General features: G+C 66.6%; 26 protein-coding genes and 1 riboswitch. Of the genes, 17 read left to right on the top strand and 9 right to left on the bottom strand.

Going from position 1 to position 22,650, the window contains the following annotated elements; genetic code table 11:
* Positions 1–3: 3 nt before the first annotated feature.
* Genes SLQ30_RS20855 through SLQ30_RS20835 form a run of 5 tightly spaced genes read right to left on the bottom strand, consistent with a single transcriptional unit; the run spans position 4 to position 3,386 of the window.
* On the bottom strand, positions 4–648 hold the full coding sequence (locus SLQ30_RS20855; protein WP_319448296.1) for an LON peptidase substrate-binding domain-containing protein: 645 nt from the start codon (positions 646–648) through the stop codon (positions 4–6).
* A 42-nt stretch (positions 649–690) separates the two neighbouring features.
* Positions 691–1,842 carry a glutamate--cysteine ligase gene (locus SLQ30_RS20850; protein WP_319448089.1) on the bottom strand — a complete coding sequence of 384 codons (1,152 nt, stop codon included), beginning with the start codon at positions 1,840–1,842 and terminating at the stop codon, positions 691–693.
* A 4-nt stretch (positions 1,843–1,846) separates the two neighbouring features.
* The gene (sodC, locus tag SLQ30_RS20845; RefSeq protein WP_319448090.1) at positions 1,847–2,545 is read right to left on the bottom strand and encodes a superoxide dismutase[Cu-Zn]; all 699 of its coding nucleotides are present in this window, start codon (positions 2,543–2,545) and stop codon (positions 1,847–1,849) included.
* 10 nt (positions 2,546–2,555) lie between these two features.
* Entirely contained in the window at positions 2,556–3,026 is a 471-nt protein-coding gene (locus tag SLQ30_RS20840) for a LytR C-terminal domain-containing protein (RefSeq protein ID WP_319448091.1), read from the bottom strand.
* 51 nt (positions 3,027–3,077) lie between these two features.
* Positions 3,078–3,386 carry a DUF3263 domain-containing protein gene (locus tag SLQ30_RS20835; protein WP_319448092.1) on the bottom strand — a complete coding sequence of 103 codons (309 nt, stop codon included), beginning with the start codon at positions 3,384–3,386 and terminating at the stop codon, positions 3,078–3,080.
* A 137-nt stretch (positions 3,387–3,523) separates the two neighbouring features.
* On the opposite strand from SLQ30_RS20835, the gene SLQ30_RS20830 reads away from it, so the two are divergent.
* From SLQ30_RS20830 to SLQ30_RS20815, 4 genes are all read left to right on the top strand, one after another.
* Entirely contained in the window at positions 3,524–4,117 is a 594-nt protein-coding gene (locus tag SLQ30_RS20830) for a peptide deformylase (RefSeq protein WP_319448093.1), read from the top strand.
* Positions 4,117–5,016 (top strand): GNAT family N-acetyltransferase, encoded by a 900-nt coding sequence (locus SLQ30_RS20825; protein ID WP_319448094.1) that lies wholly within the window; start codon positions 4,117–4,119, stop codon positions 5,014–5,016. Before SLQ30_RS20830 ends, SLQ30_RS20825 begins: the two co-directional genes overlap by 1 nt.
* 3 nt (positions 5,017–5,019) lie before the next feature.
* Positions 5,020–5,814 (top strand): exodeoxyribonuclease III, encoded by a 795-nt coding sequence (locus SLQ30_RS20820; protein WP_319448095.1) that lies wholly within the window; start codon positions 5,020–5,022, stop codon positions 5,812–5,814.
* Positions 5,815–5,881: 67 nt separating this feature from the next.
* The gene (locus tag SLQ30_RS20815; RefSeq protein WP_319448096.1) at positions 5,882–6,265 is read left to right on the top strand and encodes a hypothetical protein; all 384 of its coding nucleotides are present in this window, start codon (positions 5,882–5,884) and stop codon (positions 6,263–6,265) included.
* Here the strand turns inward: SLQ30_RS20815 and SLQ30_RS20810 are convergent.
* Entirely contained in the window at positions 6,262–6,717 is a 456-nt protein-coding gene (locus tag SLQ30_RS20810; protein ID WP_319448097.1) for an SgcJ/EcaC family oxidoreductase, read from the bottom strand. The genes SLQ30_RS20815 and SLQ30_RS20810 overlap by 4 nt on opposite strands.
* A 107-nt stretch (positions 6,718–6,824) precedes the next feature.
* A complete protein-coding gene (locus tag SLQ30_RS20805; protein ID WP_413468107.1) occupies positions 6,825–8,594 on the bottom strand; it encodes an MFS transporter in 1,770 nt (589 codons plus the stop codon).
* 116 nt (positions 8,595–8,710) lie between these two features.
* A riboswitch (TPP riboswitch) is annotated at positions 8,711–8,847 on the top strand.
* Positions 8,848–8,867: 20 nt separating this feature from the next.
* Here SLQ30_RS20805 and thiC point away from each other — a divergent pair.
* Genes thiC through SLQ30_RS20775 form a run of 6 tightly spaced genes read left to right on the top strand, consistent with a single transcriptional unit; the run spans position 8,868 to position 14,338 of the window.
* Positions 8,868–10,451 carry a phosphomethylpyrimidine synthase ThiC gene (thiC, locus tag SLQ30_RS20800; RefSeq protein WP_319448298.1) on the top strand — a complete coding sequence of 528 codons (1,584 nt, stop codon included), beginning with the start codon at positions 8,868–8,870 and terminating at the stop codon, positions 10,449–10,451.
* Positions 10,448–11,290, top strand: coding sequence for a bifunctional hydroxymethylpyrimidine kinase/phosphomethylpyrimidine kinase (gene thiD, locus SLQ30_RS20795; protein WP_319448098.1), 843 nt, complete (start codon positions 10,448–10,450; stop codon positions 11,288–11,290). Before thiC ends, thiD begins: the two co-directional genes overlap by 4 nt.
* Positions 11,280–11,894 (top strand): alpha/beta family hydrolase, encoded by a 615-nt coding sequence (locus SLQ30_RS20790; protein ID WP_319448099.1) that lies wholly within the window; start codon positions 11,280–11,282, stop codon positions 11,892–11,894. Before thiD ends, SLQ30_RS20790 begins: the two co-directional genes overlap by 11 nt.
* 37 nt (positions 11,895–11,931) lie before the next feature.
* Complete coding sequence (locus SLQ30_RS20785) at positions 11,932–12,546, top strand: septum formation family protein (RefSeq protein ID WP_319448100.1); 615 nt, start codon at positions 11,932–11,934, stop codon at positions 12,544–12,546.
* A 24-nt stretch (positions 12,547–12,570) separates the two neighbouring features.
* The gene (locus tag SLQ30_RS20780) at positions 12,571–14,055 is read left to right on the top strand and encodes an NAD(P)/FAD-dependent oxidoreductase (protein ID WP_319448101.1); all 1,485 of its coding nucleotides are present in this window, start codon (positions 12,571–12,573) and stop codon (positions 14,053–14,055) included.
* A 13-nt stretch (positions 14,056–14,068) separates the two neighbouring features.
* Complete coding sequence (locus SLQ30_RS20775; RefSeq protein ID WP_319448102.1) at positions 14,069–14,338, top strand: hypothetical protein; 270 nt, start codon at positions 14,069–14,071, stop codon at positions 14,336–14,338.
* Here SLQ30_RS20775 and SLQ30_RS20770 read toward each other — a convergent pair.
* A complete protein-coding gene (locus SLQ30_RS20770) occupies positions 14,305–15,522 on the bottom strand; it encodes a TetR/AcrR family transcriptional regulator (protein ID WP_319448103.1) in 1,218 nt (405 codons plus the stop codon). The genes SLQ30_RS20775 and SLQ30_RS20770 overlap by 34 nt on opposite strands.
* Positions 15,523–15,662: 140 nt before the next feature.
* Here SLQ30_RS20770 and SLQ30_RS20765 point away from each other — a divergent pair, with 140 nt between their 5' ends.
* From SLQ30_RS20765 to SLQ30_RS20740, 6 genes are all read left to right on the top strand, one after another.
* Positions 15,663–15,887 carry a hypothetical protein gene (locus SLQ30_RS20765; RefSeq protein WP_319448299.1) on the top strand — a complete coding sequence of 75 codons (225 nt, stop codon included), beginning with the start codon at positions 15,663–15,665 and terminating at the stop codon, positions 15,885–15,887.
* Between the two features lie 35 nt (positions 15,888–15,922).
* Positions 15,923–16,234 carry a hypothetical protein gene (locus tag SLQ30_RS20760; RefSeq protein ID WP_319448104.1) on the top strand — a complete coding sequence of 104 codons (312 nt, stop codon included), beginning with the start codon at positions 15,923–15,925 and terminating at the stop codon, positions 16,232–16,234.
* A gap of 115 nt (positions 16,235–16,349) precedes the next feature.
* A complete protein-coding gene (locus tag SLQ30_RS20755; RefSeq protein WP_319448105.1) occupies positions 16,350–17,237 on the top strand; it encodes a polysaccharide deacetylase family protein in 888 nt (295 codons plus the stop codon).
* A 106-nt stretch (positions 17,238–17,343) separates the two neighbouring features.
* Positions 17,344–18,489, top strand: coding sequence for an APC family permease (locus SLQ30_RS20750; RefSeq protein ID WP_413468114.1), 1,146 nt, complete (start codon positions 17,344–17,346; stop codon positions 18,487–18,489).
* A gap of 32 nt (positions 18,490–18,521) precedes the next feature.
* A complete protein-coding gene (locus tag SLQ30_RS20745; protein WP_319448107.1) occupies positions 18,522–18,956 on the top strand; it encodes a MarR family winged helix-turn-helix transcriptional regulator in 435 nt (144 codons plus the stop codon).
* A 19-nt stretch (positions 18,957–18,975) separates the two neighbouring features.
* Positions 18,976–19,836, top strand: a complete 861-nt coding sequence (locus SLQ30_RS20740) for an LLM class F420-dependent oxidoreductase (protein WP_319448108.1) — start codon at positions 18,976–18,978, stop codon at positions 19,834–19,836.
* On the opposite strand, the gene SLQ30_RS20735 is transcribed toward SLQ30_RS20740, so the two are convergent.
* Positions 19,833–21,221 (bottom strand): 13E12 repeat family protein, encoded by a 1,389-nt coding sequence (locus tag SLQ30_RS20735; RefSeq protein ID WP_319448109.1) that lies wholly within the window; start codon positions 21,219–21,221, stop codon positions 19,833–19,835. The two genes, SLQ30_RS20740 and SLQ30_RS20735, sit on opposite strands and share 4 nt — an antisense overlap.
* 116 nt (positions 21,222–21,337) lie before the next feature.
* Between SLQ30_RS20735 and SLQ30_RS20730 the strand changes: the two genes are divergently transcribed.
* The gene (locus SLQ30_RS20730) at positions 21,338–22,648 is read left to right on the top strand and encodes a uracil-xanthine permease family protein (protein ID WP_319448110.1); all 1,311 of its coding nucleotides are present in this window, start codon (positions 21,338–21,340) and stop codon (positions 22,646–22,648) included.
* The last annotated feature ends 2 nt before the right edge of the window (positions 22,649–22,650 follow it).

Here is a 22,650-nt window from a genome sequence, read left to right as displayed (position 1 = left end):
TGACTACTCCTGCGGGGGAGCCGCCAGCTGAAACTCCACCAGCGCGGCCACCGTCTCGACGGCATCGCTCAACGCGGCCAGCCGGGCGGCTGCCGATGGCGCTTCGAGCACCGAATACCGGTCGGCCTGGCCCATCGGGATGCGCGCGGCCAACGCATACAGACGCGTGCCTGCGTCGTCGCCGGGTTCGGCCTCGCCGAGCAGTTCGACACGCGGCGGCAGGGTGGCCTGTTGCGAGGCGGCGATCCGCTCGAACAGCGCCATCACGCGGTCCTCAACGTCGGCGATGTCGGCTCCGGTGACGGTGTCGCCCGGTTCGTCGGGCCAGGGCACCACCGTGGCGCGTGGGTAGGGGTCGTCGTCGTGCCACTGCTGCACGCGAATCCGTTCGCGCATCTCGCACTCGATCCGATAGCGCCCGTCGCCGCTCTCCTGCGCCGTGACGATGTGCGCGAGCGTCCCGACGTCACAGCGCGTGTCGCCCCCGCCGACCTCGCGACCCGCCGCGATCAACACGACGCCGAAACTCCGCTGGCCCGCCAAGCAGTCCTTCACTAACGCCGAATAGCGGGGCTCGAAGATCCGTAGCGGCAGGTCTTCACCCGGCAGTCGGACGGACTCCAGCGGAAACATCGGCGTCTCGGACATGAGTTCATTCCCCATGTCGCTGCGCTCCTGCCCGCCGCATGCCTACAGCACCAACTCCGCGATCAGTGCGTCGACGACGGCCCGTAGGTCGCCGTCGTGCTCTTCAGCGACCTGGCGCTGCCGTTGATAGGAGCCGCCGTTGGCCGCCATCGCCGACACCGCGGTCAACTCGTCGGCGCATCCCAGCGACGTCGCGATCGGATAGAGCCGGTTCAAGAGCTCGTCCAGGTCGTCGGTGACCAGCCGCTCATTGCTGTCGGCGTCGAGGATGATCTCCGCGTCCAGGCCGTAACGCGCTGCGCGCCACTTGTTTTCCTGCACGTGCCACGGCGGCATCGTCGGCAACTGCTCGCCCGCGTCCAGCCGACGATCCAGGTCGACGATCAGGCAGTGCGTCAGCGCCACCAGCGCCCCGAGCTCGGCGAGGTTGGACACCCCGTCGAAGATACGCACCTCGATGGTGCCGAGATGAGGGGAAGGCCTTATGTCCCAACGAATCTCGTTCATGTGGTCGATGATGCCGGTCTTCTTCTGGTCGTGGACGAACCGCTCGAAGTGCGACCAACGTTGGAAGTGGAACGGCAGGCCCGCGGTGGGCAGTTGCTGGAACAGCAGCGCACGGTTGCTCGCATATCCGGTGTCTGCGCCGTCCCAGTACGGCGACGAGGCCGACAGCGCCAGCAGGTGCGGATACTGGTTGAGCAGCGAGGTGATGATGGGCATCACCTTGTTCGCCGACGAGATCCCGACGTGGACGTGCACACCCCAGATCAACATCTGGCGGCCCCACCACTGGGTGCGCTTGATCAGCTCGGCGTAGCGCGCCCCGTCGGTCAGTTCGGCGGCCTCCCACTCCGCGAACGGGTGAGTGCCTGCGCAGAACAACTCCATCCCGCGTTCACGCACGATGGGCCGGACGATGCCGAGCGTGCCACGCAAGTCTTCCATCGCAGTACCGGCGTTGTCGCAGATGCCGGTCACCACCTCGACGGTGTTGCGCAGCAATTCCTTGTGTACGTGCGGGGTTTCGCCGATCTCCGCGATGACCCCGGCCGCCTCGTTGGCGAGGTCGCGGGTCTTGGGGTCGACGAGCGCGAACTCCCACTCGACGCCAACGGTCGGCCGCTGCGACCGGTTGAAGGCGATGTGGTCCGGGCGCTGCCCGGCCGATGCCCTGCGGGCGGGAAAGGACACTGCCCTACGGGCCGGATATGACACCGCAGGCGACCCGCTTGCCTGCGTCGCCGGTACTCATCGTCGTCTCGTCCGGACCCGGCGTGCCGTTCACCTGCTGGTACCGCTCGGGCGGGATGTTGGCGAAGTTGTCGGCCTTCTCGTGGATGATGATGGCCGTCTTGGTGCCGCCGAGCAGGTCCTCGGCAGTGAAGGAGTCGGTCGTCGTCACCAGGTTCGCGGTGCCGTCCTCACGCACCTGCAGTGAGGTCAGGTCGCCGCTGGCCGGATGCGCGGTGTGGCCGGCCTTCTGGAAATGCCCACCGGCAGAGTTGAAGTCGCCAGGGGCGCCGCCCGCCGGTGCGACGGAATTCGCCTCGCACTTGCCAACCGAGTGGACGTGTAGGCCGTGGAATCCCGGAGTCAGCAGGCCCGGCGCGACGGTCGTGACGGTGACGGTCGCGTAGTTACCGGAGAACGCGAACTGGGCGGTCGCGACGGTGGTGCCATCGGGGGTCCTGATGTCGGCCTTCAGCGTCTCGCCCGCGGCGGGCGGGGCCTCGCCTTGGGCATGGCCGGAAGCCGGTGGGGGCGTGGACCCGGTCCACACCGACGGGGTGGTGCCAGGAGTGGTGGCAGTCGGCTCGTAGGGGCTACACGCGGCCGCGATCGGGACGATGAGCGCCGCGGCGGCGAAGAGGCGAAGCGGGGCGGAAATCGGCATGGCTGAAAGCCTAGCCGGTGACCACCACGATGACGCCTGGTGGTTGTTCTGCAATGTCGGGCAATCGTGGCGCGACGGGTGCCTGGAGCAATTTGCCCACCTCGTCGGCGGCTTCGCGCTCCCCTTCAGCCTCGCCGTAGTAGACCGTGGTGGCCGTCACGCCGTCGAGCGTCAGGTTGCCGGTTTCGGTCACGTTCCAGTCCGCTTCGCGCAACCGGTTGGCCACGCCCTCGGCCGCACCCGCAACTTCGGAAATGTTGAAGACCCGCACGTCAGCCTTCGCAGGCGCGGCGGCCGTCGACGAGGTCGCAGGGGGTGTCGGGCTGGCCGAGGTGGTCGACGAGGTGGTCGAGGTGCTGGTGCTTCCGTCATCGCCGGAACCCATGAAGTTGAACGCGACCAGCAGAAATACCAAGCCGAGGAAGATCAGCACCATGACCATGGCGCGTAGGGGCAGCCCGGAGGACTCTCGCTGATTCATCGAACCCACTGTATTACGCCGCTGCTCCAGCCCACCCCAGGCACGAAGGCCTTAGGTGACGTCGAAGCCAAGCCGCCGGGCCGCACGCGCCTTCATCCGGCTGGCCCGAAGCCGGCGCAGCCGCTTGACCAGCATCGGGTCGGCGGCGAGCGCCTCCGGCCGGTCGACGAGCGCGTTGAGCACCTGGTAGTACCGGGTGGCCGACATCGAGAAGAGTTCCTTGATCGCGTCTTCCTTGGAACCGGCGTACTTCCACCATTGCCGTTCGAAGGCCAGAATGTCGTGTTCGCGGCGGGTGAGCCCATCCGTGAGGGCAGCGTCGTCCCCGGAAGGCTCAGTCGTCGCCATGGCGCCGTCCATTGCTCCTTGGGGCCCTTTCCAAAAGTCGAACATTTAACTGGTGGACATTCCGGTGCTGTCGGCCAACATTGAACCACGGCAGCGGGAGTTGGGCCGTGATCGAGCCCCGCGAGTCGGCTGACTTAAGCTTGCTAATCGTGGCCGTCGTACCCATCCGCATTGTGGGAGATCCCGTCCTGCACACCGTGACCAGTCCCATACCCGTCGGAGCGGACGGTTCGCTGCCCGCTGAACTTGCCCAACTGATCGCCGATCTCTACGAGACGATGGACGAAGCCAACGGAGTGGGGTTGGCCGCCAACCAGATCGGCGTCTCGGCGCGCGTGTTCGTCTACGACTGTGCCGACGAGCGCGGCCTGTCGAGTCGGCGGCGCGGGGTCGTGGTGAATCCTGTGCTCGAAACGTCCGACATCCCGGAGACCATGCCCGACCCGGACAACGACGACGAGGGCTGTCTGTCAGTGCCTGGCGAGTCCTTCCCCAGGGGCCGAGCCGACTGGGCCCGCGTCACTGGGCTGGACGCCGACGGCAATCCCGTCGTGCTGGAGGGCACCGGCCTGTTCGCGCGGATGCTGCAGCACGAGACCGGCCACCTGGACGGTTTCCTCTACGTGGACGGCCTCATCGGACGGCATGCGCGGGCTGCGAAGCGCGCGGTGAAGGCCCAGGGCTGGGGGGTTCCCGGCTTGAGTTGGACACCTGGCGAGGGTCCCGATCCGTTCGGGCACTAGTGGTTGAACTTCCTCCGGTGGGTACCCGGGTCAGCCTGCGCTACCGACTCCCCGCCGGATCCGAGCGGCCGCTGAACGACGTCGTCGGGCACCTCATCGAAGTGGCGCCGACGGTCCGGGTGCGGACCAAGTCCGCTGAGCTGGTGGACGTTCCGCCCGGCGACGTGATGGCGGTGCGCGTGCTCACCGACGCGCCGGTGCGAAATTCGCAGATTCGGAATCTCGAGCACGCGGCGGCGCTCGCATGGCCCGGGCTCGAGCAGCAGTGGCTGGACGGCTGGCTGCTGCGATTCAGCGGGGGGCCGAGCCACCGGGCGAATTCTGCTGTTCCGCTTGAGGTTCACGCCAACCTCACGGCCGTGCCCGCCATCGTGGCCTGGTATCGCGAGCGGCTCGCGACGCCGTGGCTCGCCGTCCCCGACCGCCTGGTGCGACTGCCCGAAGCGACGCAGGCCAGTCTCGAGGTCCTGGTGATGACGCGTGAGCTCGACCCCGACGTCGACGGCGCGGAGCAGGCGGACGTCGCGGCCCGCCCCGACGACCAGTGGTTGCGTAGCTACCAGCGCGACATCGACGTCGACGTGCTGACCGCGGTGATCGACGGCGAGGTGGGCTTCGCGACCCGCGCGTCGGCAGCCGTCGGACGCGGCGCCGTCACGACCGCCCCCGACGGCACCCGGTGGGCGGGGTTGGCCGCCGTCCACGTCGCTTCGGACGAACGTCGGAAGGGCCACGCTCGCGCCTTGTGCGCGACCCTGCTGGCCTGGGGTGTCGCCCGCGGGGCCACCCGCGCTTACGCGCAAGTGCTGGCCGACAACGCTGCGGCGCTCACCCTTTACCAATCGATGGGCTTCCGCACCCAGCACCGCATGCGCTACGTCGACGGCCGTACGCTCTAGCCCGTGCGGCTGGCCACCTGGAACGTCAACTCGATCCGTTCACGTGTCGATCGCGTGACCGACTGGTTAGCGCGGGCCGACGTCGACGTGTTGGCCATGCAGGAGACCAAGTGCACCGACGCGCAGTTCCCCAGCATGCCGTTCGCGGCGCTCGGCTACGACGTCGCCCACGTCGGGTTCAACCAGTGGAACGGCGTTGCGATCGCGTCAAGGGTTGGGCTCGACAACGTGGAACTCGGCTTCGACGGCCAGCCCGAATGGAACGAGCTGGCCGAGGCTCGGGCGATCGGCGCGACGTGTGGCGGCGTGCGGGTGTGGAGCCTGTACATCCCCAACGGGCGCACCGTCGAGGACCCGCATTACGCCTACAAGCTGAAATGGCTTGCCGCGCTGGATGAAACGGCCAAGGGTTGGTTGGCCGACGACCCGGGTACCCCGATCGCGCTGACCGGTGATTGGAACATCGCGCCCACCGATGACGACGTGTGGGACGTCGACTTCTTCAAGGGCGCCACGCACGTCACCGAACCGGAACGCGTGGCGTTCCGTGCCATCGAAGCCCAGTTCGCCGACGTGGTACGGCCTTTCGCGCCCGGCCCTGGCACGTACACCTACTGGGACTACACGCAGCTGCGATTCCCCAAGAAGCAGGGCATGCGCATCGACTTCGTGCTCGGCTCACCGGGTTTCGCGTCGCGCGTCACGCACGCTGAGATCGTCCGCGACGAACGCAAGCCCGGCAAGAAGGGCACGCCTGCGCCAAGCGACCACGCGCCGGTGCTCGTCGAACTCGACTGACTCACCCGAAGAGGGAGCCCGGCTCGGATGCATCCGGGTGTCGGTGGCCGCTCGTAGCGTCCAGGGCATGAAGATTCTCGTGGCCACGGGACTGACCCAGGGCACCAATCCGAGCGACTACCACTACTGCATCGAGGGTGAATTGGTGTGGATTCAGGAACCGTGCGCGCGTGGCACGGACGACCCGGACGGCGGCTGCGGTTGCGGCAGGGGCTTCGCGGGTGCGGCCTCCCATCGAGCCACGACGACGGCCATGGTTGTGGAGTCGGAGTTGACGCGTGACGAAGTGGTGCTGGCCTTTCAGACGAGCCTGCCCGATGGCGGATGGCCGTTCGAGTGGGGCGAGGAGATCGCCGACGACAACCTCGAAATCGCCGCTCAACTGTCGGTGGGCACGATCATCGTCCGCAGGCTGGACGAGTTCTTCCTGCGCGGTGCGCTGATCCGCTAAGCGGGCTTGGGCCGCACCGGTGTGTGCTGACCCGCGGCCAGCCACCATTCGCCGGCTCGCCTGACGAGTACGAATGTCGTCATCTCGGAGAACGTCGCCGGATCGGTGTTCGCGACCGGCGCACCGTCCTCGCCGAACGCGACCCGCCGCACCTGAGCCACCGCGACGCCGGGTGCCGGCGCGCGCACCCGGACCGTCTCGTAGCGCGACGATGCGCCGCCGACACGCTGAGGCAGCATCCGTCGGTGGACCGCGTGCAGGGTGTCGTAACCCTGGACAGTGTCGCCGTAGGGAGTTCCCCACAGCACGTCGTCGGCGAAGTGTGCGTTGAATACGTCGGCATCGCGGGCATCGACACCTGCTTGCAGTTCGGCGACGAAGGCCTCGACAGCACCGCGGGCTTCCCGCAGCAGGTCTTCGTCGTCGGAGAGCAGAGGTCTGTGATGGGCCATGGTGTTCACGTTAAGAGCTCAACCGGCCTTCAGGTCAACCGCGAGCGTGCGCAGAGCGTCATCGCGACGCGGCGTGTTGCGTGCCAACACGCGCGCTGGCGGGGAAATTAAGCCGCGTTGTCGGCGCCCGGCGCGTCGGCGTACCGGCCCGCGCTGAACAGCGACGCGATCGCCCCGAGCACCATCATCACCGCGGCGGCAATGAACACCACGGAAAGCCCGGTGTGGAACGGCTCGGTGATGAGTTGCGGGAAGAACGTCTTGCCGGTCAGCACGTCGGCGTTGACCCCTGGCGCGTGGAGCGCGCCCGAGGGGCCGAGCAATTCGGCGATCGGGTTGTAGCCGAGGAATGCGGCGAACAAGCTTCCGACCGGAGGCAGGTTGGCGACGTCGTGGGCTACGTCAGCCGACACGCCCTGGGCCTGCAGGCCGTTGCTCATGGCCGCCGGGAGCGTGTGCGCCAGCCCAACGATCATGAGCGAGAAGAAGATTCCGATCGACAGCGAGTTGCCCGCGTTGAAGAACGTCGACCGCACCCCAGACGCGGCGCCACGTTGGGCGGCGGGCACGCTCGACATGATGGCCGCAGTATTGGGTGCGGTGAAGATGCCGCCGCCGAGCCCGTTCAGGAACACCAGCACGGCGAACATCCAGTAGTCGAAGTTCACCGGAATCAGCAACAGCGAGATGAAGGCCACCGCCATCAACAACATGCCGCCCACCGTTAGTGGCCGAGCCCCGAAGCGGTCGGACAACGTGCCCGCGATGGGCGCGGCCACCAGGAAGCCGAACGTGGCAGGGAGCAGGTAGATGCCCGCCCACAGCGGCGTCGACTCGAAGCTGTACCCGTGTAGCGGCAACCAGATGCCCTGCAGCCAGATGATGAGCATGAACTGCAGCCCGCCACGGCCCACCGAGGACATCAGGCCTGCGAGGTTGCCCATGCCGAACGACGCCGACTTGAACAGTCGGATGTCGACCATGGGTGAGTCGACGTTCAGTTCGATGAAGCAGAACGCGACCAACAACAGCAGGCCCGCGGCGATCGAGCCAAGCACCCACGGGTTGGTCCAGCCGGTGGTGGAGTCGCCGTAGGGCTGGATGCCGTAGGTGATGCCGACCAGCAGGATGGTCAGCCCAAGCCCGAAGGTGAACGTGCCCGCCCAGTCCAGTCGGCCCGCGGTGCGGACGCCGAGTTCGCGCAGCGAACGGTAGCTCCAGATGGTGCCTGCGATGCCGATGGGCACGCCGACCCAGAAGATGGCCTTCCAATGCCACTCGGACAGGAAGCCACCGATCAGCAGACCGAGGAACGACCCCGCGACGGCGGCCACCATGTTGACGCCGAGCGCCATGCCGCGTTGATTAGCGGGGAACGCGTCGGTGAGGATCGCCGACGAGGACGCCATCAGCATGGCACCGCCGACACCCTGGACGACGCGCCACGCGATGAGCCACACGGCGCCGCCGCCGAGGTGGAACGGATCGAAGGACAGCGCGACGGCCGCGAAGGTGAAGACCACGAAGCCGAGGTTGTAGATCTTGACCCGGCCGAACATGTCGCCGAGTCGGCCGAAGGGGACCACCAGCACGGCCGTGACCACCAGGTAGCCCATGATCATCCAGAGCAGATAGCTGACGTTGCCGGGGGCCAGCGGGTTGAGTCCGATGCCGCGGAAGATCGCGGGCAGCGAGATCAGCACGATCGACGCGTTGATCGAGGCCAGCAGGATGCCCAGCGTGGTGTTCGACAACACCACCCACTTGTAGTGCGGGTGGTCGTGGTCCATGCGGCTACGCCGGCGGGCCGTCTCGACCAACGCGTCGTCTACGTCGTCCACTACTGGAGGCTTCGTCATCTCGGTCTCAGTCGTCATGTCATCGGTTTTCTAGCTGCGATATCGAAAACGGCCGCACACGGCCAACACAAAAAACATATGTTAGCTATTCAAATCATCTCAGGGCAATCCGTAGTCCCCTGGGGTAGGTTTGGGACGTCCACCACGGGAGCGCACACGGAGTGCGCTGAGAGGACGGCTACAGCAGTCCCTTCGCTTCGCGAAGGCTGCGCCGTCGACCGTATGAACCTGTCCGGGTAATGCCGGCGTAGGGAGCTGATGACGTTGACTGATTTTGCCCTGTCCCCATCCATGTCCGAATCCCCTTCTGTCACACCTGCTGTCACAACGGGGCCAATCACCGGGAGCACCAAGCTCTACCGCGACCTCGACGGCGTCGAGGGCGCCAAGGTGCCGTTCCGTCGGGTGAACCTGTCCAACGGCGAACACCTCGACCTGTACGACACGTCCGGTCCGTACACCGACGAGCAGGCAGTGATCGAGCTCACCCGCGGTCTGCCGCACCGGCCGGGGGTGGTGAGGGACCGCGGCACTCAGCTGCAGCGGGCCCGCGCGGGCGAGGTCACCGCGGAAATGGCGTTCATCGCGGTGCGCGAAGGCGTGCCCGCGGAGTTGGTCCGTGACGAGGTAGCGCGCGGCCGGGCGGTGATCCCCGCCAATCACAATCATCCCGAGGCCGAGCCCATGATCATCGGCAAGGCGTTCGGGGTGAAGGTGAACGCCAACATCGGCAACTCGGCGGTGACGTCCTCGATCGCCGAGGAGGTCGACAAGATGGTGTGGGCCACCCGCTGGGGCGCCGACACCATCATGGATCTGTCCACCGGCCGCGAGATCCACCAGACCCGGGAGTGGATTCTGCGCAACTCCCCCGTCCCGGTCGGAACCGTGCCGATGTACCAGGCGATGGAGAAGGTCAACGGCGATCCCACCAAGTTGACGTGGGAGCTCTACCGCGACACCGTGATCGAGCAGTGTGAGCAGGGCGTCGACTACATGACCGTGCACGCGGGCGTACTGCTGCGCTACATCCCGCTGACGGTCAACCGGGTCACCGGCATCGTCAGCCGCGGCGGCTCGATCATGGCGGCCTGGTGCCTGGCGCATCACACCGAATCGTTCCTCTACACCCACTTCGAGGAACTCTGCGAGGTACTGGCGCGCTACGACGTGACGTTCTCGCTCGGTGACGGGTTGCGCCCTGGTTCGATCGCCGACGCCAACGACGAGGCCCAGTTCGCCGAGCTTCGCACCCTCGGCGAGCTCACCAAGATCGCGAAAGCCCATGGCGTGCAAGTGATGATCGAGGGACCAGGGCACGTGCCCATGCACAAGATCGTCGAGAACGTCCGGCTCGAGGAAGAGCTCTGCGAGGAAGCGCCGTTCTACACGCTCGGCCCGCTGGCCACCGACATCGCGCCCGCCTACGACCACATCACGTCGGCGATCGGCGCGGCCATCATCGCGCAGGCCGGCACCGCGATGCTGTGTTACGTCACCCCCAAGGAGCACCTCGGGCTGCCCGACCGCAAGGACGTCAAGGACGGCGTCATCGCCTACAAGATCGCCGCACACGCGGGCGACCTGTCCAAGGGTCACCCACACGCCCAGCGCAGGGACGACGCATTGTCCAAGGCCCGCTTCGAGTTCCGCTGGCACGACCAATTCGCCCTGTCGCTCGACCCCGACACCGCCCGCGAATTCCACGACGAGACGCTGCCCGCCGAACCGGCCAAGACGGCGCACTTCTGCTCGATGTGCGGCCCGAAGTTCTGCTCGATGCGCATTACGCAGGACATCAGGGACGCGATGGCGGAGAAATCTGAGGAGTTCGCACAGCAGGGCAACCAGGTCTATCTACCCTTGAGCACGTGAACTACCTACCGTTGACGCCGCCCGGTCAGACCCCACTGCGGGTGATGACGATCGCCGGGTCCGATTCCGGTGGTGGCGCGGGCATCCAGGCCGACCTTCGCACCTTCGCGATGCTCGGCCTGCACGGTTGTGTGGCCGTGGCCGCGGTGACCGTGCAGAACTCGGTCGGCGTCAAGGGATTCCACGAACTGCCACTCGACATCATCACTGGCCAAATCACCGCGGTGGCCGAGGACATCGGCATCCAGGCCGCAAAGACCGGGATGCTGGCATCGTCGGAGATCATCGGCGCGGTCGCCGAGACGTGGCGCGACCTCTCCAACGCACCGCCGTTGGTCGTCGACCCTGTCTGCGCGTCGATGCACGGCGACCCGCTGCTGCATCCGTCGGCGTTGAATGCGCTTCGTACCGAACTGTTTCCGATCGCGACGTTGGTCACTCCGAACCTCGACGAGGTGCGGTTGATCACCGGGATCGAGGTCATTGAGGCCGAATCGCAACGCGAAGCGGCGCGGGCGCTGCACGCACTGGGGCCCAAGTGGGCGCTCGTCAAGGGCGGCCACCTGCGGTCCTCGGCCCACAGCCCCGACGTGTTGTTCGACGGCACCGAGTTCCACGAATTCGACGCCGAACGTATCGACACCGGCCACGACCACGGCGCGGGCGACACCCTCGCCGCGGCGACGGCGTGCGCGCTTGCCCACGGCTATTCGGTGCCGGACGCCGTGGCGTTCGCCAAGCGCTGGGTCACCGAATGTCTGCGCGCCGCTTACCCATTGGGGCACGGCCACGGTCCCGTCTCCGCGTTGTTCCGATTGGCTGACCGCGATGGATCTTGACGCCATCGCAGGCCTCGCGCACGAGCCGAAGGGCAAGGCGCACGGCACCGTGCTGCTGACGCACGGCGCGGGCGGCAACCGGGATTCGGCGATGTTGATCAAGCTGTGCGACGAGTGGGCCAGCCGCGGTTGGCTGGCCGTGCGCTACGACCTGCCTTACCGTCGGCGTCGCCCGAAGGGCCCGCCATCGGGGTCAGCCAAGGCCGATCAAGCGGGCATCGTCGAGGCGGTGGAACTCGCGCGGGCAGACACGTTGGGGCCGGTGCTCGCGGGCGGCCACTCGTACGGAGGACGCATGACGTCGATGGCAGTCGCCGACGGGCTCGGTGTTGCCGCGCTGACGCTGTTCTCGTACCCGCTGCACCCGCCCGGCAAGCCCGAGCGGGCCCGCACCGAGCACCTACCTCGCATCACCGTTCCGACGGTGTTCACCCATGGCACCTCCGACTCGTTCGGCACGATCGACGAATTGCGCGCCGCGGCCGCGCTCGTCGGCGCCGCAACCGAACTCGTCGAGGTCACCGGCGCCCGTCACGACCTCGGTTCGAAGACGCTCGACGTGCCCGCGTTGGCGGTCGACGCAGCCCTCCGACTGCTGGCCTGAACTGTTCTCTTCCGGAAGTGACCGGTATCTTCCTGGGGTGACCTGGCCGCCTCCCGGAGACCCGAACCAGCCCGCATGGGGCCAGCCACCTCCTCCGCCGCCCGGCTCTTGGGGGTCACCGCCGCCGCCAGGCTCATGGGGGCCTCCTCCGCCGCCGATGCCCTATGCGGCCGGCCCGTACGGGCAGGCGCCCGCACCCCCGCCGAAGCGCTCGCGCAAGGGCTTGATCATCGCGCTGTCCGCCGTCGGCGTGGTCGTGCTCATCGTTGTCGTCGGGTTGGCGATCCTTTACTTCGCGGTCAAGGACACTGCCATCGCCACCGACATGAAAGTCGGCGACTGCATCTCCGAGGTGCCCACCGGGTCGGAGGTCATCACATTGCCGACCATCGACTGCGCCAAACCGCACGCGGGCGAGGTGTTTGCGGTACTCGACATGCCCAGCGGTGACTACCCCGGTGCGTCGACGATCAACGAGTGGCAGAACAAGTGCCCGGAGGAACTGGGGAAGTTCGCGCCGGAGGCCATGACCGACGCCGCCGTCGGCGTGTACGTACTAGCCCCGACGGCGGACACCTGGAGCAAGGGCGACCGTGCGATCACCTGCATCGCGACACTCGACCCGAAGCGGTCGGGCTCACTGAAGGGTTAGCGGTACCCCTGGTACCGTCTACTCATGACTTCGCAGCAATTCGAGGCGGTCATCGTGGGGGCCGGCTTCGCTGGAATCGGTGCCGCCATTCAGCTGAAGCGGCTCGGCTACCACGACTTCGTGATCTTGGACCGCGAGAACGATCTGGGCGGCACTTGGCACGTCAACCACTACCCCGGCCTGGCCGTCGACGTACCGACGACGACCTACTCGTACTTCTTCGAGCCGAATCCCAACTGGTCGCGGCTCTTCACGCCCGGGCGGGAGATCAAGCAGTACGCCGATGACGTGGCCGACAAGTACGACGTCCGGCGCCACATGCGGTTCAACACGACGGTCGAGGGCGCACGCTGGGACGAGGACGCAAACCTCTGGCGCGTCGCCCTTGGCGGCGAGACGCTGACCACGCGCTACCTGATCACGGCGACGGGCTTCCTTTCCCAGCCCGCGGTTCCGGACATCCCCGGCATCAACTCCTTCGACGGCAAGGTCATCCACACCACCGAATGGGAGGACGGCTTCGATCCCGCCGGGCAGCGGATCGCCGTCATCGGCACCGGCGCCACGGCCGTCCAGTTGATCCCCGAGCTCGCCAAGAGTGCCGCCGATCTGACGGTGTACCAGCGCACCCCGATCTGGGTGGTACCCAAGGTCGACCTGCGCTTCGGCGAGCGGACCAAGCGGCTCTTCGCGCGAGTTCCGTTGACTCAGCGCGTTCTTCGCTGGCTGACCGATTCCATCTACGAGGTGATGGTCTCGGTGGGTGTACGGCACTACGGGAGATTCCGCGGGCGTTTCAACCTCTCGGCGACCGGCCTGTCGAAGCTGCACCGATTCGTCACGATCCGCGACAAGGAACTGCGGCGGCGGCTCACTCCGGACTACGACTTCGGTTGCAAGCGGCCAACATTCAGCAATGGTTACTACCGCGCCTTCACCAAGCCACACGTACACCTGCAGGATGCGGGCATCGACCACATTGACTCCGACGGCATCGTCGGCAATGACGGCACCAAGAACGTCATCGACACACTGGTGCTGGCCACCGGTTTCGATCTGTGGGAGGCCAACTTCCCAGCCGTCGAGGTCATCGGGCGCGACGGCCGCGATTTGGGAAAGTGGTGGCGCGACACCAGATTCCAGGCGTATCAAGGTGTTTCGATGCCATACTTCCCGAATTACCTGAGCCTGGCCAGCCCGTACGCGTTCCTTGGGTTGAACTTCTTCAACACCATGGAGTACCAGATGCGGCTCATGGATCGACTGTTCACGGAGGTCAAGCGCCGTGGCGTCACGACGTTCGAGGTCACCGAGGAAGCCAATACCGTCTTCCTGGACCGGATGACCGAACTGCTCGGCGACTCGCTGTTCACCACCGGAAACTGCGCGACCGCGCGGTCGTACTATTTCAATCCGGCCGGCGAACCCACGCTGTTGCGGCCCTCCTCGACGGAGGCCGCCATCCGGGAAGCGTCGGAGTTCCCGTTGACCGACTATCAGATGTCGTAGAGAGGATCGGTACGTGTCAGAGCAAAAGAAGTCGCGCCTGCCCGCACTAGTGGGGTTGGCGTTGGCCGGGACCGGGGTGGCGCACTTCGTCCGCCCCGAGCTCTTCGAAGGCATCACCAAGTCCGCCTTCCCGCAGGACACCGACCGTCATCTCAAGACCAACGGCGCCATCGAGACGGCCATCGGCCTCGGCCTGGTTGCCCCAAAGACCCGCAGGCTGGCGGTGCTCGGAACACTCGGGTACGTCGGTTATCTGGCCGTCAACGTCGCCCGCAACCGGTAGCGCCCGAGCAGCGTCAGATCCAGCAGCCCGCCGACCAGAACGCGGGCCTGTGCGGTATCCCGATATTCGGTCAACCGCCCCATGTCGATGACGAGTGCCATCGCGGCGTGCACGGCGAACCGGGCGTCCCCTGGGCTCCACTCCGGTCGTACGGCCACGACCAACTGAACCCACGACTCGACGGTCGACAGCTGCAGGATGCGCAACACGTTCTGGTCGGCCTCCGTCATGTTCAGCCGTTCGGTGTAGTAGACGTAGTCCAGTTCGGGGCGGTCGAAGGATCGGGCGACGTAGGCGTCGATCACCCGCGTCAGGGCCTCCTCCGGATCGTTCGCGACGGCGGCGGCGGAGCTTAGCTCGGCCGACAGCCAGTCGGCCGCCCGCCGGAACGACGCCGCCAGCAGGTCGCTCTTGTGCCCGAAGTACCGGTAGACCCCGGAAGCAGGCAGCCCAACGGTCGCGGCGATCTCTTCGACACTGGTCTCGCGATAACCCCGTTCATTGAACAGTCGCATCGACTCATCAAGCAGCGCTTCATATTTCGACTGGGTCGCAGGGCTCGTCGGCGACTTTTGGACGTGCGGTTCGTCGACGGGCGCGGCGAGCTCGGCGGTCGCGATCACCTTGGCGAGTTCGCTCAGCACGGTTCGCATCCGGGCGACGGGCAGCCGGGCGCGGTGGTCGACGATGCTACCGAGCACACTCAGGATGGCGGTCGAGCCAACCCAGCGCTCCCGAGAAGTCCGGTCAGGATGCAGCACCGCCAGCGGGCGCTGGATCCGGCGATGCACCGTGCGGAGTTGGCGGTTCAACTCGGCCTGGTCGTCGGCGCTGAGGAAGCGCGCCTCCCACCGGTAGAGCCCACCGGACTCACGATTCGCGAGCGCGGTGTCGGTGAGTGCGGCTACCAGCGCGCCGAGGTGCCGCCAGGGATCGGCGGCGACAGCCTGGGCGTCGGACTCGTCGGCGAACGCCGTCGCGTCGACCAACTGCTGCCCAAGGTTCAGCACCGCGAGCCGGAACAACTCATACTTGCCCGAGTAGTGGCGGTAGAGCGCCGTGGCGGAGATCCCCACCCGCGACGCGATGTCCTCCATGGTGACGCCGTGGTAGCCCAGCGCGCTGAAGGCGTCGGCCGACGCCCGCGCGATCTGCGCCTTGCGGTCCTTGGGGCGGGGCGACATGGCCCTCACGCTATGCGACCGCTCGGCAACTTAGTGGCCAGCTGGTGCAGATAGTGATGACGGAAACCTTCCATCGGGTAAGAATCGTCATTAACATATCGCTCGGGGATCTGTTTGGGTTGGGGGTCATCGTGGTCGATGTGGTTGCCGGGTTGCGGCGGATCGTCCGTTACCGGGTGTCCATCGGCGAGTTGATCGTGATCGGGCTTGTCGTCGGCACCCCGTACCTGCTCGTCGGACTCGTCTGGTCGAGCACCCACACCGAGCACCTGCAGCACATGCCCAAGGTCGACGCGGTGGTGTCCTTCCTTGGATCGATCGTGTCGTGGCCGGTGCTGCTGTTCGCCAACGTTTGCATGACCTGAAGGGAGATGGGGAGTTGAGTCGGCGTGGGTGGTACATGGTCATTGGTGGCGCGGTCCTGGTGGTGATCGGGCTGTTCGCCATGCGATTCCCGGTCTTCATCTCCGACTTCGATCAGTGGGGTTGGCAGGTCAAGTGCGGCACCGGATTCACGGGTGACCTCCGCCAGGCCGCCGATGCGACCAACGGCACCGGATTCGTCTCCAGCTGCGAATCGGCCCTGCTGTTCCGTCGACTGTGGGCGATTCCGTTGGTGGTGATCGGGTCCGTCGCGTTCATCGGGATGATGCTCGCGACGGCCTTGGAATCGCTCCGCGAGGCGATGCCTGCGCAGGCCGACGGCAACTGAGCTGCCAGCTACCTCGAAGCCCGGATTCAGACTCCGTCCAAGGGCGTCGACGCCAGCGTCCCCGACTGTGGGCAATCATCCAGCTACCCTGTTCGACGTGCGGAATGTTACTGAAGTGACTCGTGTGACTGCGCGTCGGGTGCGCAGCGCAAGCACGACGCCGCCGTTGACACGCCGCAACGTATTGCTCGGCGTCGTCGGATCGGCCGTGGCGGTGGCGTTCGCGCGGTACGGCGCCGGAGCCCCGAGCCAGGCCGCACACGTCGACGATGCGCAACCCCAGGGCGCGCCGGCCCCTCCGCCATGGCCGTCGCTGCTTCCGCCTCCGCCGCCTGCCGCCCGGGTTTTGCTGCCGGGCGGGGCCGTGCTGAGCACGCTCCCGGGCCAGGGCGACCTGTTGGCGCTCACCCTGGACGACGGTGTCGACACCAACGTCGTGCACGCATATGGACAGCTCGCGCACGACACCGGCATTCGGCTCACCATGTTCGTCACGGGTGTGTTCGCGTCGTGGACCGACAACCGCGATCTGCTGCTGCCGTTGGTGGAGTCCGGCCAGATTCAGCTCGGCAACCACACGTGGCTCCACCACGACCTCACCAAGATGACGGGCCGCCAGATCGCGGACGAGTTGCGGCACACCGACCAGTTCATCAAGGATACCTTCGGCGCCGACGCAACGCCGTACTACCGGCCGCCCTACGGGGCCTACAACGACCTCGTCAGCTCTGTCGCCGCCGACCTCGGTTACACCGCGACGACCATGTGGGACGGCAACATCGGCGACGACGCGATCCTGAACCCGCGCGACATCGTGGCAAACGCACAGAAGTTCTACACCTCGCAGAACATCGTCATCGGGCACCTCAATCACCCGCCGGTGACGACCGCCTACCACCAATTGCTCGACATCATTGCCGACCGCAAGCTACGCACCGTGACGCTCAACGACGTCTTCGCCAAGCCCGAGGCAACCGTGCTGACGTCCGAATATCCCGGCTGATTCTTATCATTGGCGCGCCTATCATTGGCGCGTGCCGACGCCGGAGCACGTCCCGCTGAAACGCAGTCTCGGCACCGTCGACGCCGTCACCATTGGACTGGGTTCGATGATCGGCGCGGGCATCTTCGTGGCGCTTGCGCCCGCGGCCGAAGCGGCGGGCTCGTGGCTGCTCGCCGGGCTGGCAGTCGCCGCGGTGGTGGCCTACTGCAACGCCACCTCGTCGGCCCGGCTGGCGGCGCGGTATCCACAGTCCGGCGGCACGTACGTGTACGCGCGTGAGCGGCTAGGCGAGTTCTGGGGACACACCGCAGGCTGGAGTTTCGTCGTGGGCAAGACGGCGTCGTGTGCGGCGATGGCGCTCACCGTCGGCTACTACGCGTGGCCGACGCATGCGCACGCGGTAGCGGTCGGGGTGGTGGTCGTGCTGACCGCCGTCAACGTCGTCGGCGTGCAGCGCTCGGTGCTGCTGACGCGGGTCATCGTCGCCGTCGTGCTGGCCGTACTGGCCATGGTCGTCGCGGTGCTGCTGGGTTCTGGACGGGTTGACCTGGGGCGGTTGGAGTTCGGCCACTTCGTTGGCGTTGGCGACGTGTTGCAGGCGGCAGCGCTGTTGTTCTTCGCGTTCGCCGGCTACGCGCGCATCGCCACGCTCGGCGAGGAGGTGCGCGATCCGGCCAGGACGATTCCGCGCGCCATTCCCATCGCCCTCGGCGTGACACTCGCGGTGTACGCCGTGGTCGCGATCGCGGTGCTCGGTGTAATGGGCAGCGCTGCAATGGCTTCCGCGACAGCCCCACTTGCCGACGCCGTCGCAGGCCATCCGGGCTTGGTCCCGGTGGTGCGAGTGGGCGCCGTGGTGGCAGCCGTCGGAGCGCTGTTGGCACTGATCCTTGGGGTGTCCCGCACGACGCTGGCGATGGCGCGCGATCGCCAGTTACCGCACGCGCTGGCCGCCGTACATCCGCGGTTCGACAGCCCGTACCGCGCCGAGGTCGCGGTGGGCTTCGTCGTCGCCGTGCTCGCGGCCTTCGTCGATGTCCGTGGGGCGATCGGCTTCTCGTCGTTCACGGTGCTGCTGTACTACGCGATCACGAATGCAGCTGCATTCACGTTGGGCCGCACAGTGATTCCCGTGCTTGGCTTCGTTGGCTGCGTGGTGCTCGCGTTTGCGCTCCCGTTGGCATCGGTGCTCACTGGTGCGGGCGTGGTCGTGCTTGGCGCCGCGGTCTATTGGGTTCGCCAGGCAAATTAGACAGTTACAACTGCACAGTCTAGACTGTATATATGAGCCAGGTCAGTGAGTCAGCCGTAGCGGCGGCGCGCGATCTGCGCGTGATGTTCAGCAGACTGCGCAGGCGACTGCTCGAAGTTGCGACCGACGACGACCTGACTCCGTCCCAGACCGCAGTCCTGATACGGCTGATCAAGGACGGGCCCGCTTCGACCAGCCGACTGGCCGGAGCAGAACGCGTGCGCCCGCAGTCCATGGCGACCACGCTGACGGGTCTCGACCGGCACGGATTGATCACTCGTAGTCCCGATCCCGAGGACGGGCGCCGTCAGCTCATCACGCTGACGGCACGCGGACAGAAGCATGCCGAGCACGACCGCAAGGTGCGCGAGGAATGGTTGGTGCGCGCCATGCAAGACCGCTACACCGAACCGGAGCGCCGCATCATCAACGAGGCACTGACGCTGCTCGAGCGACTCTCCGACTAGCGAAAGGCTAATCACCACAATGAAATTAGGCGTTCACTACATCGACTTTCTACCCGGCGCACCCGAGCAGCTGGCCCCGACGCTCGCTGCGACCGCCAAGGCCGCCGAGGAGGGTGGCGTTGACATGTTCACCCTCGCCGACCACTTCTTCCAGATGGAGACCTTCGGCCCCGCCGAGAATCCCTTCCTCGAGGGCTACACGTCCATGGGTTACCTCGCTGCGCTCACCGAACGCATCACGCTGACGATGATGGTCACCGGCGTCACCTACCGCTATCCCGGCGTGCTGGCCAAGACCATCACCACATTGGACGTATTGAGTGGCGGCCGTTCGATGTTCGGCATCGGTGCGGCCTGGTACGACCGTGAACACCACGCGCTGGGCATCCCCTACCCGCCGCTGAAGGAGCGGTTCGAAATGCTGGAGGAGACGCTGCAGATCTGCCAGCAGATGTGGAGTGACGACGACGGGCCCTACGAGGGGAAGCACTACCAACTCGCCGAGACCATCTGTGCGCCTCAGCCGATCCGACGGCCACCGATCTTCATCGGCGGCTCCGGCGAGAAGAAGACGCTGCGCATGGTGGCGCAGTACGCCGACGTGTGGAATGCCTCGTCGACACTCGAAGAGCTCCCGCACAAGATCGACGTGCTGCGCCGCCACTGCGACGCAGTGGGCCGCGACTTCTCCGACATCCGGCTGACGGTCGGTTACTTCGACGATCCGTTCGCCGACGTCGACGGATATCTGCGCACGCTCGACCAGTACGCCGCCCTCGGCATCGACACGATCAACACCGGCCCCTGGCCCGGCAATCCGGATCCGGCCGGCTGGGTCAAACGCCTTGGCGACGAAGTCATTCCACGGCTATCGCGCTAGCCGTCGTCGAGTAACTCTTCCGGGTGGTGGAACCGGTTGACTCGCGGCGGCCCATCCCTCTCGGACCAGGCCAGCCGGCCGTCCTCGGTGACCGTCGTCGAGATGTCGTCATCCTCGGCCCTGGCATTGTCCGAATGGCACGCGAAGTACAGCTTGTCCGCGTCGGTGCGCCCGTCGGGATGCCAGCCTGGTGAGTGGTGGACCTCGCTGTGATAGCCCGGCACTTGGCAATTGGGCCGGGTACAGCCGCGGTCCCGCGCATAGCAGATGATGCGCTGATCGGCGGTCGCGATGCGCGTGCTTCGTCCGAGGTACAGCGGACGGTTCGAATGGTCTTCGAAGACGGCGAGGTAGTGGATGGCGCCACTGGCCATCCGGATGAGGTCGCGCATCGGTAGCGCCGACCCGCCGCCGGTTCGTGCGGGCCGTGGCATCGGCACGGAGGGGTCGGCCATGGCGCGGGCGGCCTGCTCGAGCTCGGACAGTGTGGTGGACACGATGACCGTCACGGGCATGCCGCGGTGTAGCCCGAGCTCGCCGGAGCCGATGCCGGCCTTGAGTGTCAACGCGAATGCATCGTGGAGTCGCTGCGCCGAGGTGCGGGTGTCGGTCTTGGCATCGACCACCGGCTGATCCGTGTCCGGATGATGCCGCCCGGGCCGCACCGCAGCGCCTGCGGCCTCCAGATACGCCCGCGTCTCGGGTGTCAACCAACCCGAGAGCTTGCTCATCCCGTCTGGCCCTTGGTTGCCCAGCACCACCCCACGCCGCCTGGCACGGTCGCGGTCATCGAAGAGCCCATCGGGATTCAGCGAGTCGGCGAGGCCGCGCCCCAGCGCTGCGACGAACGCCGAATCCTGAGTGAGCGCGTGTTCGACGAGCACGCGTTCGGCCTTCTCCTTGTCGGCCGCCGACACGGAATTGGGCAGCACGTCGAGGGCCTTGCAGATCTCGCGGATGTGGTCCTCACCCACCTCGCCTCGTTCCACGGCCCCGGCCAGCACCGGCAATTCCGGCGGCAACGGCTGCCCGGTCAGGCTGCGCCGCCCCCGAATCCGCGCGGCGAACTTCACTCGGCGCCGCAATTCGGCTTGGGTGATGCGCAGCCCCTGCCACAACCGATCGCGCACCCGCCGCTCGGTCGGCACGTCCGGATCCACTTGGCCGTCGGGCGGATCGAACAGTTCACCGAGCATCCGGTAGGACAGCCCACGGTTCATCCGGTGCTGATCCTCCAGCCGAGTCGCCACCTCGATCCGAAACGCGTTGCCCACCAGATCGGTCGACGTCTTCCGGATGCGGTCCAACGCCGCATCGATCACGTCGAGCTCGGCGCACACCGCAGCGCGCGCCACCTCGGCGGTCAGGAAGGAGCGTTCGGACATGACTCCACGCTATTCGCACATCTGTTCGATAGCATCGAGCCAAGTGCAATCTGTGGATGAATCGCTGACTGTGGATAACGCGCGAGATCCCACGTGATGGTGTGTAGTCGGAAACCGTGATTCCGCTGACCTGGAAACCCGTCCCCGCCGATGCCGACGTCGTCGCCCCCGACGAACGCCTGAGTTGGCCACGCACCATCGGCATCGGCGCTCAGCACGTCGTCGCGATGTTCGGCGCCACCTTCCTGGTGCCGGTGCTGACGGGCTTTCCGCCGACGACGACGCTGCTCTTCTCCGGCATCGGCACCGTGCTGTTCCTGCTCATCACGGGCAATCGGCTACCCAGCTATCTGGGTTCCAGCTTCGCCGTGATCGCCCCCGTGGTGGCGGCGGTGGCCAGCAATGGCGCAGGCAGCGCGCTCGGTGGCCTCGTCGCGGTGGGTCTCACCCTGGTGGTCATCGGTGCGGTGGTGCACTTCGTCGGCACCGATTGGCTCAACGCGACGCTGCCGCCGGTCGTGACGGGCGCCGTCGTCGCCCTCATCGGGTTCAACCTCGCACCTGCCGCGAAGCAGAACTTCGAAAAGGGGCCGCTGCTGGGCTTGGTCACCCTGGTACTGCTGGTCTGCAGCCTGGCCTTCTTCCGCGGCATCATCGGCCGCCTTGCCATCTTTCTCGCCGTCGTCGTCGGATACCTGCTCGCGTGGGCGCTCGGCGATCTGGACACCACTGCGATCGCGGCGGCCCCCTGGATTGGACTGCCCAAGTTTCAGACCCCGACATTCACGCTCGCGGTGCTGCCGCTCTTCCTGCCCGCCGTCATCGCCCTGGTCGCGGAGAACATCGGCCACGTGAAGTCGGTCGGCCAGATGACCGACACGGACACCGATCCCCTCATGGGCCGGGCCATCGCCGCCGACGGCGTCGCAACGGCACTGGCCGGGTTCGGTGGCGGCTCGGCCACGACCACGTACGCCGAGAACATCGGCGTGATGGCCGCCACGCGCGTGTATTCGACTGCGGCATATTGGATTGCCGCGGCCGTGGCGATCGTGCTGGCACTCTGCCCGAAGATCGGCGCGGTCATTTCCGCCATTCCGTCCGGTGTGCTCGGCGGCGCGACGGTCGTGTTGTACGGGCTCGTCGGCATTCTGGGCGTGCGCATCTGGTTGACCAATCACGTCGACTTCAGCCAGCCGATCAACCAGATGACGGCCGCCATCCCCCTGATCATCGGCATCGCCGACTTCACGTGGACGGCCGGGAGCCTGACCTTCACGGGCATCGCGCTTGGCTCGATCGCAGCGCTCGTCATCTACCACGGCATGCGGTTGCTTGCGTTCCGCACGACCGCGACCGACGGGCAAAACGGTCAAACATCGGTCGCGGCGATCGACGCACGTGATAATAACGACGGGCCGGGCTAGCA

Source organism: Mycobacterium sp. RTGN4 (genome assembly GCF_033804635.1).
GTDB lineage: Bacteria > Actinomycetota > Actinomycetes > Mycobacteriales > Mycobacteriaceae > Mycobacterium.
Note: the sequence above shows the minus strand (reverse complement) of the source record. Positions and strands in the feature narration are given on the sequence as shown.